Origin of the sequence: Tenuifilum thalassicum, from assembly GCF_013265555.1 — a bacterium.
Lineage (GTDB): Bacteria > Bacteroidota > Bacteroidia > Bacteroidales > Tenuifilaceae > Tenuifilum > Tenuifilum thalassicum.
In genome coordinates this window covers 271,942-287,291 of the sequence record NZ_CP041345.1, presented here as the reverse complement: position 1 = coordinate 287,291, position 15,350 = coordinate 271,942, and the positions used below count along the sequence as shown (strand labels likewise).

At 38.2% G+C, this 15,350-nt stretch carries 13 protein-coding genes; 3 read left to right on the top strand and 10 right to left on the bottom strand.

Features of this window, described 5'->3' with window-relative positions:
• Window positions 1-28: 28 nt before the first annotated feature.
• From FHG85_RS01210 to FHG85_RS01190, 5 genes are read right to left on the bottom strand one after another with little or no spacing between them, the layout of a single operon-like run.
• Entirely contained in the window at window positions 29-1,261 is a 1,233-nt protein-coding gene (locus FHG85_RS01210) for a lytic transglycosylase domain-containing protein (protein WP_173072458.1), read from the bottom strand.
• Entirely contained in the window at window positions 1,251-1,424 is a 174-nt protein-coding gene (tatA, locus tag FHG85_RS01205; protein WP_173072457.1) for a twin-arginine translocase TatA/TatE family subunit, read from the bottom strand. Before tatA ends, FHG85_RS01210 begins: the two co-directional genes overlap by 11 nt.
• A gap of 10 nt (window positions 1,425-1,434) precedes the next feature.
• A complete protein-coding gene (rseP, locus tag FHG85_RS01200; protein ID WP_173072456.1) occupies window positions 1,435-2,754 on the bottom strand; it encodes an RIP metalloprotease RseP in 1,320 nt (439 codons plus the stop codon).
• Window positions 2,745-3,911, bottom strand: a complete 1,167-nt coding sequence (locus tag FHG85_RS01195; protein ID WP_173072455.1) for a 1-deoxy-D-xylulose-5-phosphate reductoisomerase — start codon at window positions 3,909-3,911, stop codon at window positions 2,745-2,747. The genes rseP and FHG85_RS01195 overlap by 10 nt, the downstream gene beginning before the upstream one ends.
• A gap of 8 nt (window positions 3,912-3,919) precedes the next feature.
• Entirely contained in the window at window positions 3,920-4,780 is an 861-nt protein-coding gene (locus tag FHG85_RS01190) for a M23 family metallopeptidase (RefSeq protein WP_220429218.1), read from the bottom strand.
• A gap of 161 nt (window positions 4,781-4,941) precedes the next feature.
• On the opposite strand from FHG85_RS01190, the gene FHG85_RS01185 reads away from it, so the two are divergent.
• Window positions 4,942-5,721, top strand: coding sequence for an energy transducer TonB family protein (locus FHG85_RS01185; protein ID WP_173072454.1), 780 nt, complete (start codon window positions 4,942-4,944; stop codon window positions 5,719-5,721).
• Between the two features lie 5 nt (window positions 5,722-5,726).
• On the opposite strand, the gene FHG85_RS01180 is transcribed toward FHG85_RS01185, so the two are convergent.
• The 5 genes from FHG85_RS01180 to FHG85_RS01160 all read right to left on the bottom strand — a co-directional run bounded on the left by FHG85_RS01180 (window position 5,727) and on the right by FHG85_RS01160 (window position 12,650).
• Window positions 5,727-6,941, bottom strand: a complete 1,215-nt coding sequence (locus FHG85_RS01180) for an alanine dehydrogenase (RefSeq protein ID WP_173072453.1) — start codon at window positions 6,939-6,941, stop codon at window positions 5,727-5,729.
• Window positions 6,942-7,018: 77 nt separating this feature from the next.
• Window positions 7,019-7,456, bottom strand: a complete 438-nt coding sequence (gene tsaE / locus FHG85_RS01175) for a tRNA (adenosine(37)-N6)-threonylcarbamoyltransferase complex ATPase subunit type 1 TsaE (RefSeq protein WP_173072452.1) — start codon at window positions 7,454-7,456, stop codon at window positions 7,019-7,021.
• A 1-nt stretch (window position 7,457) separates the two neighbouring features.
• Complete coding sequence (gene porX / locus FHG85_RS01170; RefSeq protein ID WP_173072451.1) at window positions 7,458-9,008, bottom strand: T9SS response regulator signal transducer PorX; 1,551 nt, start codon at window positions 9,006-9,008, stop codon at window positions 7,458-7,460.
• Between the two features lie 2 nt (window positions 9,009-9,010).
• On the bottom strand, window positions 9,011-11,701 hold the full coding sequence (porW, locus tag FHG85_RS01165; RefSeq protein WP_449649458.1) for a type IX secretion system periplasmic lipoprotein PorW/SprE: 2,691 nt from the start codon (window positions 11,699-11,701) through the stop codon (window positions 9,011-9,013).
• 67 nt (window positions 11,702-11,768) lie between these two features.
• Window positions 11,769-12,650, bottom strand: a complete 882-nt coding sequence (locus tag FHG85_RS01160; RefSeq protein WP_173072449.1) for a Cbp1 family collagen-binding glycoprotein adhesin — start codon at window positions 12,648-12,650, stop codon at window positions 11,769-11,771.
• 209 nt (window positions 12,651-12,859) lie between these two features.
• Here FHG85_RS01160 and FHG85_RS01155 point away from each other — a divergent pair, with 209 nt between their 5' ends.
• On the top strand, window positions 12,860-13,801 hold the full coding sequence (locus tag FHG85_RS01155; RefSeq protein ID WP_173072448.1) for an ABC transporter ATP-binding protein: 942 nt from the start codon (window positions 12,860-12,862) through the stop codon (window positions 13,799-13,801).
• A gap of 25 nt (window positions 13,802-13,826) precedes the next feature.
• The gene (locus tag FHG85_RS01150; RefSeq protein ID WP_173072447.1) at window positions 13,827-15,176 is read left to right on the top strand and encodes an ABC transporter permease; all 1,350 of its coding nucleotides are present in this window, start codon (window positions 13,827-13,829) and stop codon (window positions 15,174-15,176) included.
• Window positions 15,177-15,350 lie beyond the last annotated feature (174 nt).

The window sequence follows — 15,350 nt, the reverse complement described above, 5'->3', positions numbered from 1 at the left end:
AGAACAGTATTAATATTGCATTATTCATCTAATTTGAGACTGAATCGTCAACCCAAAAAATTAGGGTTTGCCCAACATTAATAACGCTATCAATACCTGGGTTCCAACGATATATATCATCTAACGTACATCCGAAGTGAATGGCTAACTTGTGTAATGTGTCGCCATTTCGAACGGTATATGCTGTCTGATAGCTTCCATTCTTTGAGCCAACAGGCATTTTACCCTTAGGCTTAGATGTGTTAAGGTATAGCTGCTTCGATTTACGTATAAAAAGACCAATCTTATCCTTAGGCAGAAGAATAATCTGAGGGGAATCGCTCTCTGGGACATAATCGTACCTGTAAGTTGGATTAAGAAAACGAATGAGCTCAATATCAATACCTAGCTCTTCACTTGTTAACCTTAGGTCAAGTGGCTTTTTAACTTCTATAGTATCGACACTACTAAGCGATGGAACAAGGCTCGAAGGTATAAGACCATGGTCCTGGTAGTTTTGAAATACATAGGCAATTGCAATAAAGGCTGGAACATAGTTTTGAGCCGATTCGGGCAATTGGGGATATAACTTCCAAAAGCTCCTTTCACCATTAGCCCTCTCTATTGCGTTCCTTACTGCACCTGGTCCTACATTATATGCAGCCAATGCAAGGTGCCAGTCGTTGAATGTACGGAATAGGTATTGAAGATATTGAGCAGCAGCTTCAGTAGATTTTATGGGGTCCATTCGTTCATCAACAAAATTGGTCACCTTTAGGTCGAACATTTTAGCAGTATTTATTTTAAACTGCCACAAACCCACAGCCCCAGATGTTGACACAGCAAGAGGGTTAAGAGCCGACTCAACAACTGCAAGATACTTGAGCTCTAGTGGAAGCTGATATTTAGATAATATCTCTTCAAAAAGAGGGAAATAGTACTCCGATAAACCAATCATTTTTGCCACCTGAGCCCTTCTCTCTATTGTGAAAATATCGATATACCGCTTAACATAGGAGTTATAATCAAAATCGATAGGGGAATTCTTTCCTATGTCGGCTAGCTTGCATTCGTAGTAGAGATCGGGTTTATTGTTTACAACAGTGTCGGGTTTGTTTTTTAGATGAAAAATAGGTAACCTATCAATACTATTGATAGTTCTAATAATTATATTTGCTCTAGTATAAGCTGGTGTTGCCGAAAGTCCATTAGTAAAAAACAAGACAGAAATAAAAGAAAAAAAACAATACCTAATAAAAACCATAGTACCTTTACTTCTCATTTTCATTCTTTTCGTCCTCTGCTTCTTTTATACCTTTTTTAAACTCACCAATCCCCTTCCCCAAATTTCGCATGAAAAGGGGAATTTTAGTTGCACCAAAAATTATGAGAATAACTATGGCAATCAGCAACAATTCGCTCCAACCTGTAAATAGTAGTATCATAGGCTAAACTTTAACCAAAAAGTTTGACAATATCGTTGATATTTGCATAAAGTAGTAAAGCCAAAAGTATTAACATACCAACCATTTGAGCGTACTCCAAAAACTTATCGCCAGGTTTGCGTCCAGTAATAATTTCATATACAAGAAACATCACATGGCCTCCATCCAAAGCTGGTATAGGTAAAATATTCATTATAGCAAGAATAATAGAAAGAAACGCGGTTAGATTCCAGAACGACTGCCAATCCCAAGTTGCAGGGAAGATCTTACCAATTGTTATAAACCCTCCTACCGATTCGTAAGCTTTTGTCTTTGGGGTAAATATAAGCTTAAGCTGTTTAAGATAGCTTTTAATTGTACTTACACCCTTTTTTATCCCTGCAGGAATAGCCTGCACTAAGGTGTACTCATTATGGCTTAGTTCAAAGAAATTTGAAATATCAGTCAAAGGGTAGACTCCTACCACACCTGTTTCAGGAACATTAACAACTACATCAACTGGCTGGCCATTTCTCTCTACTGTTAGGTCAAGTTTCTTCCCTTTATACCTAGCTAAAGAATCCTTAAACTCATCAAAAAAAACAGCGGGTCTGCCATTAATGGCAACTAGCTTATCGCCTTTCACTAATCCAGCTTTCTCGGCAGGTTCACCTTTTTTAATTTCATCAACAATGAATGGGAATCGAGGATAAAAGATAATTGGATTTTTAATCAGCTGAGAAACGTAAACTTCCGAGATACTAATGGTTACAGTATCGTTTCCCCTCAAAACCTTTACGTTACGGTCTTCGTTAAGCAGTATATCATGGGCGATAAGTTGGAAATTCTCTACCTCATTGCCCCCAACAGTTAAAATCTTATCGCCATTTCTGAATCCTAATTTAAGGGCAAGCGAATCGCAGGTTACTCCATATTTTACGTTTCGGGTTGGAAGATACTCTTCGCCCCATGTATAAAGAACAGCGCTGTAAATAAACAATGCTAAAACCACATTAACCAAAACACCACCTATCATTATAAATAATCGTTGCCAAGCAGGTTTTGAACGGAATTCCCAAGGCTGAGGAGGTTGCTTTAGCTGTTCCTTATCCATTGACTCATCAATCATCCCCGAAATTTTAACATACCCTCCAAGAGGAAGCCAACCTACTCCATATTCAGTTTCGCCGCGTTTTATTTTAAATAGCGAGAACCATGGGTCAAAGAAAAGATAAAATTTTTCGACACGAGTTTTGAAAAGTTTAGCAAAGGTAAAATGCCCCAACTCGTGGAGTATAACAAGAATCGATAAACTCAAAAAGAATTGACCAGCTTTAACAATTATTTCCATATTAGTTGATGATGTTTAATTAATTCGTAAGATTTTATGCGAGTTTCGGAGTCGGTTTGTAAGTAATCATTTAAAGTAGGCCGCTCAATGTAACTTATAGTTGATAAAAGCTTTTCCACTATTTTTGGGATAGCCATAAAGCCTATTTGCTCATTAAGGAAAGCTTCAACAGCAACCTCATTTGCAGCATTTAGAACGCAAGGCATATTTCCACCCTTTTTTAATGATTCAATGGCTAGTGAAAGGCTTGGAAACCTTTCGGTATCGGGCTTTTCAAAGGTTAATGTGTGCTGTAATGAGAAATCCATCCTTGGGAAGTTGCTATTAACCCTATTAGGAAAAGTAAAGGCGTATTGTATGGGTAACTTCATATCGGGTAATCCCATTTGAGCCTTTATAGAACCATCGACAAACTGAACCATTGAATGTACAATTGATTGAGGATGAATTACTACCTCAATTTGTTCGGGCTGCAATCCAAAGAGCCATTTAGCCTCTATCACCTCAAGGCCCTTATTCATTAGGCTTGCTGAATCAACTGTTATTTTTTGTCCCATGCACCAGTTTGGATGGTTTAAAGCATCGGCTTTGGATACGCTTCTTAGCTGCTCCATTGAATGATTACGAAAAGGCCCGCCAGAAGCGGTGAGAATTACCTTCTCAATTGGGCTATGCTCACCCACTATGCACTGAAATATTGCAGAGTGTTCAGAATCGACCGGAATTATTGGGACTTTGTTTTTAATTGCTGCCTCCGTAACAAGTTCACCGGCAACCACAAGCGTTTCCTTATTCGCAAGGGCTATTGCCTTCCCAACCTCAATGGCCTTAAGAGTTGGTTTTAATCCAGCAAAACCAACCATTGCCGATAACACCATGTCGATTTCGGAAGAAACAACGGATTCCTCAATTGACTCCTTACCTGTGAAAACCTTTATATCGTAACCCGAAAGTGCATCTGAAACCTTTTGGTAATGGTCTCGATTACCAATTACGACAGAATTAGGTGAAAACTCTATTGCTTGTTTCACAAGCAATTCCCAGCTATTTTGAGCAACAAGCAGCTCCACCGAGAATTTATCGGCATGTTCCCTAACCACCTCAAGCGCCTGCGTACCTATAGAACCTGTTGAACCAAGAATGGCTATTCGCTTCATATTCAGTCCTAAAATTTAATGTATTTAGCTGGGTCGATTGTTGCACCATTGTGCCAAAGTTCAAAGTGAAGGTGTGGTCCTGTAGTTAGCTCACCAGAATTGCCAATAATGGCAATTACATCGCCAGCATTTACAAATTCTCCCTGTCGTTTAAGCAGCTTACTGTTATGCTTGTAAACCGATAAATATCCACCCTCGTGTTGAATTGCCAAAGTATAACCCGTTTCAAGCGACCAGGTTGAAAGAACAACAACACCCTTAGCAATGGCAAGTACAACCTCGTCGGGTGAGGCAACTAAATCAACGCCATAGTGATTGTTCTGCGGATTATATCTATTTGTAATTATACCCTTGACAGGTGGAATAAAGAAAGGCGTATTGCTATTATCGAGACTATTCAAGTTTGAAGAAAGCGAAAACATCTCATCGGCTTCAATCTGGGCTCTAAGTAAAGAGTCCTCTTCTGATGGCGTTAAGTCCAACTTGCTAGGCCTCTTTGCAGTATCCCTAGTTGTTTCTTTACCAGTCAAGGGCTCTCCACCATTTAATAGAACATGAATATCGTTGTAATATAGCTGCCACTGGGCTATAACATGCTCAAGAGAATCTACTTTGAGGGCATTATCTACATAACCTTTTCGGGTTTTAGCATCAGGATAACCAGGAATAAACTCCCTTAATGGTGTGAAAGCAATTAGGATAATTACTAATGTTACTAGTAAAATGCTAAATCCTCCAAAGAAGACAATAACATTCATTCTTGATAACCTAAATTGCCAAACCTCCTCAAATGTCTCCTCATTGAAGATACTAAGCCTATACTTACTTCTTAAGTTTCGAAATAGCTTAAATTTTTTCTTTTCAGCCACGAGTTGAAATATTAGTTTCCAAGTTTACAAATATAGCAAAAAGGATTTATTGTTTTTGGTAACCAATGTTGTTGAATTTACGAATCGATATTTTCAGCTGGATATCATAAGAATTACAGGTAAGAAGTTATCTTTGTAATATCTGAAATAAAATGTTAAACATGTCGTTTGCTCAGAAAATAGAAAATGCTATTGATAAACTTTATAGTTTTTTTTCCTCAAATATTAACCAGCATAAAGTAGGAATACTTAGCACCATTGTATTTCACCTACTATTAGTTATTGCCTTTTTAGTGCTAAAAATAGAAACTAGAAAAGAGTATTACGGCTCAACCATAGAAATGGAATTTGAAGAGCTGGTTGAAGAAGAAGTTGTGGTTGAGAAAAAGTTGGAACCAACGCTTCCTCCCGATGCAATAGATTCAAAGTTTGAGACCGAAGCAATAAGAAACTTTGCAGTTGATGCAACGCAAAAAGACTTAAATTCAGAACTTAGCGATGAGAAAAACATTGATGCTGAAGAGCTTTACAAGGAAGCAAACGAGGTATATGAACGCATGAAGCAAAATCGTGAGCTGTATGAGCAAGCACAAAAAGACATAGAGGCAAACATTCCAAATACACCAGAAAAAACAGTTCAGAAAACCAAAGAGGGCCAATACAAAGGGCCAACAGTTGCATCATACTATTTGTTAGGTCGAAAAGCGCTTTGGTTACCCATTCCTTCGTACAAGTGCGAAAATGGTGGACAGGTAGTTGTAAATATAATTGTAACACCTGATGGTAGGGTTAAAGATGCCAGTATAGATAAAACTAACTCTGTTGTGGATGAATGTATAAACCAAGCCGCTATTCACGCAGCAATGGCAAGTAGATTTACAGCCTCTACAACAACATCAAACCAACAAGGCAGTATAACCTACATATTTGTGCCACAATAGTTTCGCTAAAAAGCAGCCATTAGCAGGTTGATATCGCGCGAAGGCAAGTCGTAAAGTTTGCCAAGGTACTCATTTGTTAGGAGTCCGTTAAAAATGTAAACACCATTTCGAAGTCCTGCATTTTCTTTTAGCTGCGGAAGTAACCCACCACTATCGGCTATTTGCTTTAGTAGAGGTACAAACACGTTGCTCATGGCAATTGAAGATGTTCTTGCAACTCGAGCAGTAATGTTAGGTACGCAATAGTGAACCACTCCATGCCTAACATAAGACGGGTTGTTATGGTCGCGAAGCTCCGATGTCTCAAAACATCCACCTCTATCAATTCCCAAATCAACAATTACGGCACCACGTTTCATTAGTCGAACTTGATCTTCGGAGACCAAATAGTTAAGATTGGTTTCTTCTGGTGTTAAAGTTGCAATTACCACATCGGCTGTTTTTAGAACCTTATCAAGTACCTGCTTATGGTAGATTGATGTGAAGAGCCTTTGGCCAAGAATATTCTGTATATCCATAAGCTTTTTAATAGAGCTATCGAATATCTTAACCGTTGCGCCTAGGCCAAGAGCGGCACGTGCTGCATACTCGCCTGCTGTACCAGCACCTAGAATAACAACCTCGGTAGGCGTAATGCCAGTAACACCACCAAGCATAACCCCTTTACCATTATTCACATTGCTAAGATACTCTGCAGCTACCAAAACAGATGTGCTTCCTGCAATTGAGCTCATGGCACGTACAAAAGGGTACTCGCCTTCTTCATCCAAGATGCTCTCAAATGCAATGGCGGTTGCCTTTTTTTGCAGTAGCCTTTTTAGATAGTCACCAGTTTGCTTATTTAGATGTAACGATGATAAAACAGCTTGATTCTCGCGAAGCATGTTGCACTCTTCGGGAGTAAGATGCGAAACCTTAAGAATGATATCGCTTTTGTAAACCTCAGCCGCAGTATCTACAATTTGAGCCCCCTTGTTGCTGTACTCCATGTCGGAATAGTTTGCCTGCTTCCCTGCATCCTTCTCTATTATAATTTGATGGCCATGATGTACTAAAATTTCAACGGCTTCTGGTGTAAGGGGAATTCTACTTTCAGTAGGATTAACCTCTCGGGGAATACCGATAATCAGCTGTTTGTATTTACGCTTATACTCAATTCGTTCTTCTTGAACAAGTAATCCTTTTGCATGAGGGAACTCAGAGAATTTTGGGCTGTTCATAGCATATCATCTTTTTTATGATGAATTTTAAAAATCAATCTAACAACTATTAATTACTTTTTTACGTTGAGAAGGAATTATTGTTCAGTTTTATTAACTATTTCTATAACCCTGCTACTATCTTGGTTTACTTTAAGGTAAATATCAACAACACCTTCAGAAGGTAAAATTGGCTCTACCAACTCAGGCCACTCAATCAGGCAGATAGCATTAGGATTGTAGAAATACTCCTCGTAGCCAAAGTCAAAAACCTCATCTATTTGTTTTATGCGGTAAAAATCAAAATGATATACTGGGGTCCCATTTTCGTCGGTATATTCGTTTACTAAAGCAAATGTTGGGCTTGTTACCACATCGGTTACTCCTAGTTTCTTACATATTTCACGAATGAGAGTGGTTTTCCCTGCTCCCATTTCGCCATAAAAGCAAATAATACGATTTTCACCTATAGATGAAAGAATCTTGCTAGCAGCTTTATCTATATCATTTAGACCTTTTAGTAGAATAGAATCCATGTTACCTTCCAGTTGGGTTAAGAGTAATAAAAGGAACTATCATTTCTTCTAATGAGACCCCACCATGTTGAAAAGTGTCGCTATAGTATGTTGCGTAGTGGTTAAAGTTGTTAGGATAAGCAAGAAAATCATTACCAAGGGCAAATATGAATGACGAGCTAATATTTGGTTTAGGGAGATGGGCATCTTCTGGCTTTCGAACCTCGAAAACTTCCTTTGGATTGTAATTTAAATTCCTCCCAAGTTTATATCGAAGATTGGTTGATGTGGCTTTATCGCCAATAACCTTAACAGGGTTTTTAACCCTAATTGCTCCATGGTCGGTTGTGATTACCAACTTAATGTTATAAGAAGATGCCTGTTCAATGAACTCGCGTAAATCGGAATGAAGAAACCAAGAGCGTGTAAGCGAAAGGTATGCCGACTCATCGGCTGCTAGGCCACGCATCATCTCGGAATCGGTTCGCGAATGCGACATGGAATCAACAAAATTGTATACAAGTACAGCCAAATCGTTTTTTAAAAACTCTTTAATGTTAAGCCCTCCCCCAACACCTTTAAGTGTATCGGTTTTAATATAGGAAAACTTTGTGCCCATTCCCAAACGCTTGAATTGAGCTTGAAGAAGTTCTTTTTCAAAAAGATTCTTTCCTTCGTCCTCTTCGTCAAAAACCCAGTAATCTGGATATTTTTTATGAATTTCAAGGGGCATTAATCCTGCAAAAATTGAATTTCGGGCATACTGTGTTGCTGTTGGCAGTATGCTGTAGTATACTTCTTCTGTACTAACCTGCCATTTTTCCGATAAAATTGGCTCAATGGTTTTCCATTGGTCGTATCTAAAGTTATCAATTATAAGAAGTAAAACCTTTGTATTTGATTCTAATAAGGGGAAAACCTTAGTTTTTAGAATTGATGGAGAAAGTAAAGGTTTATCTGTTTTTTCGTTAAACCAATTTAAGTAGTTTGATTTTATATACTTACTAAAAACCTTATTGGCCTCATCAAACTGCATTTCAAGCATCTGCTTCAAGTTTGAATCGGGATTATGGGAAAGTCGTACCTGCCAAGCGGCTAACTTACGATATATATCAACCCAATCGGTGTAAGAGGTTGCTGAAGATATAAGACTAGATATTTGCATAAAGGCAGTTCGATAATCGGTTAGCTGCCTTTCGTTTACCAGCTCCTTTCCATGAATAAACTTTTTAAGGGCAAGCAATACCTGTTTGGGGTTTACTGGTTTAATAAGATAGTCGGAGATTTGAGCACCAACCGCCATATCCATAATGTTTTCCTCCTCGCTCTTGGTTACCATTACAACTGGTAAGGTTGATTTTATCTCCTTAATCTTTGGTAGAGTCTCCAATCCTCCAATACCAGGCATATTTTCGTCCAGAAACACGATATCAACCTGGTTAGCTTTAACCAGCTCTATGGCATCAAAGCCATTGTTTGCGGTAAGAACCTTATAGCCTTTCTGCTCCAAGAAAATAATATGAGGACGGAGCAGGTCAATTTCATCGTCGACCCAAAGTATTGTGGGCTGCATCTCTATTCGTTTTTATATTTTTCTTTGAAAAATCTCAAATAATCGGAGATTGATTTGTCGCCAATAAAACGAGCAAAATTATCGATACTAATAACAAAGTACTGGTATTCGGTCTTGTTGAGTCCAGCAAAAACTTTTGTTCGTTTACTAATCAGGTTATAGTACTTAATGGCGGTCTTTTTGTCCTTTAGTCCGGTGCACACAATCATCTCAACAAAATCGCTAAAGGGTTGGTTAGTAACATTAAGATCGGCCTCAATAAACTCATCTACATTAAATGATATCACATTAAACTTAATTTGATTGATATTGGCCTTCTTGGGAACCAGCACAACAAAAACATGTTCGCCATCGGAATCGGTATATATCGATTGCTTTTGACTAGTAGTGGAATCGGTTTGTGCAATATCGAGGTTAGCATTTCCCGAAGCTATTTGCAGCTCATTTTGCTCAATCTGCTTAAGCATTGCATCGGCAAGCTGAGCTTCCTCGGTGTTTGCAAATGTACTTGTGATATTTGACAACGATACTTTAAAAGTTTTCAAATCGGTTGTTTTGGCCTGACACAGGGCCATAAGCAGATGATACTTGGGCTCCAAGGATGTATTCTTTGCTTTAGCCATTCCACGCTGAATTGTGTTAAGTGCATCGCTATACATTCCCTTGGTATAAAAATCGTAAGCCTTTTGATAAATGGTTTCCCCTTCGTTCTGCTGCTTGCTTAACTTTTCGAAATAGGCAGGATTTGAAAGCAAGATAGCATAAGGGCTCTTGGGGTAGTTTTTAGTAAGTGCGCTGAGAAATCTGGCTGCATCATCCTGTCTATTGAATTGTGAAGCTAATCGGTATAAACGATAATAGGCATTTGCTGCATTCTCTTCATCGGGGAATCGCTCAACTATGCGTAGATAGGCTTCTTTTGCCTCCTCATAATCCGAAAGGTTCACCTCATAAATTTCAGCCACCCGAAACATGGCATTCTTAATGCGTTCAATCGACTGCTCCTTAAGGGAATCGCTAAAAGGAAGATTAACAAGGTAGTATTCAGGTGTTTTGGGCGACAGCTGCTTTTGAACTTGTTCCTGGTTCTGTGAAGTGCCAGCAACAGTAACCTCATCGATTGATAGTACCCGTTTATTCTTGCGGCGCCAGTTATCCTCGAGCTTACGTTTTCCCCATTTCATTTGAAATTCCGATTGCCCATAGCTAAGCGACGCCTGATTATAGAAATACCATTTACCCTCTTGTTGAGCGTTTTGGTTTCGATATCGTTGCGATTGCTGATACATTAAGTATTGGTTCCTACTCTGATTTTCCATTGACTTAGCACGCTGTTCTTCGGCCTCAAGTTTGGCAATGATTTGCTTAATTAACGCATCGCGTTCCTCTTTGGGCATTACTGCTACCCGTAGCAAGCTATCTTCGTTTTTAATAGTGTTAAGGTTATCGACCAATGAGTTGAGAAAACGGGCTTTTTGCTCAATTCTATCAAACTCAGGATAGCTATCGTCAAGTGAGTTGTATGAGCTATCGTAATATGCTTGAGCCAAGGCATACTGTGCCTTCTCAAAATAGTAATCGGCAAGAACAAGATACGACATCCCTTTTTGATTAGTATTACTAGTACTGTATCGTGCCGAAAGAGTAAAATACTCTATGGCCTTTTCCATATTGCCCGTCTTTTTCTCCAAACTGCCCAGGGTAAAATAAAGTTGGTCTAGAAAGTCGGCATTCTTCTCATCCTTTGATAGCTTAATTAGCTCCCGTTTTAAATCCTCATCCTGCTTATTACTTAATGATATCATTTGAATACGGGCGCTAAATGCCATATCGTAGGGAGGATTCAATTTTAGTACTTTTTGAAATGCGATATATGCTTCACCAGTTTTCCCAAGCTGTTGAAGTGCTTGTGCAAGAATATAGCTGTATCGTATTTTATCTGTTTTTTTAGGTGCACTTTCAATTGCCTTTCTTAAATATGGAAGCATTTGTTCATAATCCTGACTCTTCTGATAGAAGAATGCCCATGTTGAGTGCAGTAGATGGTTAAAAGATTTTGTTCGAGGTCGTTTTCTGTTATTCTCAACAAGGTTAAGACGCTCTCGGGCATCGTCAAAATCACCCTCAAGGACAGCAACACGTGCAAGCCAAACCTGTGCTTCAAACCATAAAGGTAGGTTGGGAAACTGCCGAATAACAAATTCAAACGATGAACGTGCTTTTGTTAAATCCGACTTCCACGTGTGAGCTTTACCTACAAGCAACCAGGAACGTCGAGCCCATTTCACGTACTCATTTAAGTTCCTAAATTCCTTTTCTTTAGGACTAAGTTTATTCTTGGTTCGCTTGGGCTTAACGGTTATGGAATGCCTTGCAAGAAGCATAGTGCATTTATTAAGCGTACGCTCCATATTGCTGGAGACGATTCCAGGAACCTGACTCTCTCCAATAAGCAAAACTGGTAACGGTAAAGTATAATTAAAGTTTATATTATTTTCTGCTCTTTGAATTCCGCTTTTATAGCTGTCGTAAGCATTATAGTAGTAGTTGTAGTACGATGTAATGTTATGAAAACTCCTGCTCACAAAAGTGTTTTTTTGTGTTGAGCAGGAGAAAGATATTAATACTGCTGCTGTTATTGCAAATGCTAATCTAAAAAAGTAACTCTTTCCCAATTTGATTTTGTTTATCATTACAAAACGATTGAAACTTTATATTAGTATACAAATTCGCAATATTACAAATAAATGTTGACATGGCTTAGTTTACCTCTACAACAAGGTACTTCGACACAGACCAAAACTTTTCGGGGTCTTTAATTTTAAGCTCAACTACAAGGTTTTCATTATTTCTGACAAGGGAATAGGAATTGGTAGGATGTGTGGTAACCAGCTTTACCCTTTTAGCCAGAATGGGTATGGAATGAGTCTCTGTAATATCTATCCTAACAAAATAGTCCTGATTAAATTCGGCTTTCATTTTAGTAGTTCTTCCTAATCCTAAGAATCCTCCTGATTTGTCAATTATATTGTTTTGAACCAATTCCTTACGAGAGCCAACAGCATACCATGCACTATTTATCTTTTCTGTTTTATTCTTAATCTCCTTATCAAGCAATAAGTTTTGTAAGGTTATTGAATCTATACGGGCATTAAGCTGTTCTACGGTAAAGTTTAGCTCCAGCAGCTTTGCCTTTAGCTCATCTATTTCGTCCTCTTTTTCAATTAGTCTCTTGCTTATAGACGCAATCAATCGCTCAAGTTCAGCAACTTTAAAGTTTGTATCGGATAGTTTTTTACGAAGCAAAGCTGCTTTTCGTCTATTTTCATCCATAAGCAAATTAATAGTCTGAATATCCTCGTCAATCTGATGTCTTACATCGGTTTTTAGCTCGCCTCCAATAATAGCATTCTGACTAATAGATTGCTCCTTCTGCTTTATAAGGTTCAGATTGTATTCAATATCAGAAAGAAAAGCAAAAAATTCGTTTAAGGTTGAATCTTTTATTCTTGCCTCCCTACGTAATGCCTCGTTCTCTTTTGTAAGTAATTCTATTTTCTTATTTGTTGGTGTATCACAAGAAGCAACCATTATTACAATGGTAATAACTATTACTAAACTTGAACAAGTCTTTACTTTCATAGTATAACCAATTTGAGACCTGCAATTTACTGAAAACTTTAAGAAGTTATTATAATAAAATTACTTGCATTAAAAGTTAAAGTATATTTTCTAAGTGGTAGATATATCATAAAAAACTTAATGATTTAAATTAAACATTGCGATTAAGTAAAACTTAATATCTTTACTACAAAATTGAAACATAACATTTCAAAAATCTGAAGATAAAAATGTACCTACTAGAAACAAAAGGAATTGAAAAAAGGTACTCCAACCATTTAGCATTAGATGATGTAAGCATCTCTGTTCCTAAAGGGAGTATCTATGGTCTTCTTGGTCCAAATGGTGCTGGGAAAACAACGCTTATTCGAATAATTAACCAGATAACTGGGCCCGATAAAGGCGAAGTTTTATTTGATGATAGGAAGATGCAACCAAACGATATCTATAGGATTGGTTACTTACCCGAAGAGCGTGGTCTTTACAAAAAGATGAAGGTGGGCGAGCAAGCTCTTTTCCTTGCCCAGCTAAAGGGTTTGAGCCGTTCCGAAGCGATGAAACGTTTAAAAGTTTGGTTCGAGAAATTTGAGATTCAGGCCTGGTGGGATAAAAAGGTTGAGGAACTTTCAAAGGGTATGGCCCAAAAAGTTCAATTCATGGTTACCATTATCCATGAACCAGAGCTACTCATCTTTGATGAGCCTTTTAGTGGTTTTGACCCAATAAATGTGCAACTAGTTAAGGATGAGATTTTAGAACTTAAACGCAAGGGCACAACTATCATATTTTCAACCCACAACATGGCCTCCGTTGAGGAGCTTTGCGACCATATCACCCTTATAAACAAATCGAAAAATATATTAAGCGGTCAAATCGATGAGGTTCGTCAAAGCTATGGAAGCAACGTTTTCGAGATTGCATTCCGTGGTGAGCCCAATAGTTTAAAACAGCAACTTTCAGATAAGTTTGAACTACTTAAGATTGACACGGAAAACTCATTACCTAAGGCACAAGTACGCCTTTCCTCTCAATCGGAAGCAAACAACCTTTTACAAGCTGTAATGCCTGCAGTTGAGATAGTTTCTTTTAACCCTATTGTACCAAGCATGCACGATATTTTTATACAGGTTGTTAAGGAGTATAACCAAAAGCATGGATTAGTAAATAACTAGTATTCATACCCAAAAGCATAAAACAATGAACAAGATATTTCTAATAATGCAGCGCGAGTTCATGACTAGGGTTCGTAAAAAATCGTTTATTATTATAACCCTACTCTCGCCAATATTTTTTGCTGCAATTGCAGTTCTTCCCACCTATTTGGCATCGCTTGAAGTTACCGAGGAAAGAACCGTAGCAGTTGTTGATAACACCAAGGATTACATCGATGTAATTCCTTCAACCGAATACATTAAAATTTCATATATTACCGATACGCCAGCAGAAAAAGTAAAAGAAAATCTGGATGAAACAGGTTACTATGCTCTTTTAGTTATCGATAGCACAAGCACACCTTTTCAACCCGCACTAACAATCTACTCGCAAAAGCAGCCTTCTATTGATGTGATGCAGCATTTGGAAAACACCTTGGAAAAAGAGATAGAAAACCGAAAGCTGAAATCTTATAATATCGACAACCTCGACAAAATACTTGCAGATGTTAAAACTGACGTTTCCATTAAATCGATTAAGGTAAGCAAAACAGGAGAAGAGAAGGAAAGCAACACCCTGATTGCCATGGCAATTGCTTACATCATGAGTTTCTTAATGTACATGATGGTTCTCATTACAGGAAATCAGGTAATGCAGGGTGTTATTGAGGAGAAGTCGAGTCGAGTGGTAGAGGTGATAATCTCATCGGTTAAGCCATTCCAAATGATGACCGGTAAAATCCTTGGCATGGCATCGGTTAGCCTGTTGCAAATATTTATTTGGGTTGTTATGACAGCTGCTTTGGCAGGGGCTGGAATAAACATAATAAGCGAAAAGATGAGTCCAAAGGTTGCAACAGAGCAGGTACAAACTATGGCTCAATCGAACCCGCAAATTGCTCAAGCACAGGAACAAGCAGTGAATGCAGCCGAAAATGAAGGAATGAGTTTTCTGAATGCTCTTAAAAATCAAAATTTCCCATTGCTAATAGGTGGATTCATTTTCTACTTCCTTTTTGGGTACCTGCTGTATGCAGCCATGTTTGCTGCAGTTGGTTCAGCAGTTGAAAGCATAACCGATACCCAACAGCTTACCCTACCTATCACCATGCCGCTTATACTTGCCATTCTTGTAATGATAAGTGGAATTAAGTCGCCCGACGGACCATTGGCGTTTTGGTTTTCAATGATACCATTTACCTCCCCAGTAATCATGCTAACCCGCCTACCTTTTGGTGTTCCTACCTGGCAGCTAGCACTTTCTGCAGCACTCCTTGTAGGTACATTCTTTCTCATTATTTGGCTTGCAGCCAAAATTTATCGCGTGGGAATACTCATGTATGGAAAGAAATATTCCTGGAAAGAGATGATTAAATGGATTAGCTATAAAGGATAATTTCCCTCTAGTCAATAGGTAAAAGAAAAGCGGTTTGGTTATCATTCAACAATGTAAACCTACCGCTTTTTCTTTTTAATCCGATAGATTTGCTTCATGACACTTAGCCATTCTAACTAAATAAATGGAACACTTGCTATATTTCAAAGATTGAGCGTACCATTAATATGAACA

Excerpts from the sequence above, each read along its gene's own strand:
- FHG85_RS01210 (WP_173072458.1), bottom strand. The coding sequence starts at position 1,261 with ATGAGAAGTAAAGGTACTATGGTTTTTATTAGGTATTGTTTTTTTTCT.
- tatA (WP_173072457.1), bottom strand. The coding sequence starts at position 1,424 with ATGATACTACTATTTACAGGTTGGAGCGAATTGTTGCTGATTGCCATA.
- rseP (WP_173072456.1), bottom strand. The coding sequence starts at position 2,754 with ATGGAAATAATTGTTAAAGCTGGTCAATTCTTTTTGAGTTTATCGATT.
- FHG85_RS01195 (WP_173072455.1), bottom strand. The coding sequence starts at position 3,911 with ATGAAGCGAATAGCCATTCTTGGTTCAACAGGTTCTATAGGTACGCAG.
- FHG85_RS01185 (WP_173072454.1), top strand. The coding sequence starts at position 4,942 with ATGTCGTTTGCTCAGAAAATAGAAAATGCTATTGATAAACTTTATAGT.
- FHG85_RS01180 (WP_173072453.1), bottom strand. The coding sequence starts at position 6,941 with ATGAACAGCCCAAAATTCTCTGAGTTCCCTCATGCAAAAGGATTACTT.
- tsaE (WP_173072452.1), bottom strand. The coding sequence starts at position 7,456 with ATGGATTCTATTCTACTAAAAGGTCTAAATGATATAGATAAAGCTGCT.
- porX (WP_173072451.1), bottom strand. The coding sequence starts at position 9,008 with ATGCAGCCCACAATACTTTGGGTCGACGATGAAATTGACCTGCTCCGT.
- porW (WP_449649458.1), bottom strand. The coding sequence starts at position 11,701 with ATGATAAACAAAATCAAATTGGGAAAGAGTTACTTTTTTAGATTAGCA.
- FHG85_RS01160 (WP_173072449.1), bottom strand. The coding sequence starts at position 12,650 with ATGAAAGTAAAGACTTGTTCAAGTTTAGTAATAGTTATTACCATTGTA.
- FHG85_RS01155 (WP_173072448.1), top strand. The coding sequence starts at position 12,860 with ATGTACCTACTAGAAACAAAAGGAATTGAAAAAAGGTACTCCAACCAT.
- FHG85_RS01150 (WP_173072447.1), top strand. The coding sequence starts at position 13,827 with ATGAACAAGATATTTCTAATAATGCAGCGCGAGTTCATGACTAGGGTT.